Genomic DNA, 410 nt, shown 5'->3' with positions numbered 1-410 from the left:
ATATCAGCCGCACCACCCTTATCAGTACTTAAGAATTTAATACCATTGAAAGATGTTTTGTCAGCGATATGATCAATTTCACTTTTTAATGCTTCGTATTCTTTGTTTAAAGAAGCAGTATCTTCAGTGTTATTCGTACCGTTAGAAGCCTGTGTAGCAAGGTCACGCATACGAAGTAAGATGTTAGAAATAGATCCCAAAGCAGCGTCACCAGTACGTAAAGCAGACATAGCGTCTTGCGTGTTACGTGCTCCGACGTTTAATCCGCCTTCTTTTGCACGCATACGAGTAGCGATAGCTAAACCAGCCGCATCGTCAGCTGCACTGTTAATAGATTTACCGCTAGATAAACGATTCATCGCAGTATTCATTTTGTCTTGGTTTTGTCGCATGTACTCTTGCGTACGCAT

The 410-nt window shown here is 41.5% G+C and carries 1 pseudogene; it reads right to left on the bottom strand.

The features are described 5' to 3' along the window. Positions 1-410: pseudogene (locus AU379_RS23580) on the bottom strand (flagellin); the annotation flags it as partial.

The sequence above is a fragment of the Bacillus sp. JH7 genome (assembly GCF_001563515.1).
Taxonomy (GTDB): Bacteria; Bacillota; Bacilli; order Bacillales; family Bacillaceae_G; genus Bacillus_A; species Bacillus_A cereus.
This window is presented reverse-complemented; position numbering and strand designations above follow the sequence as displayed.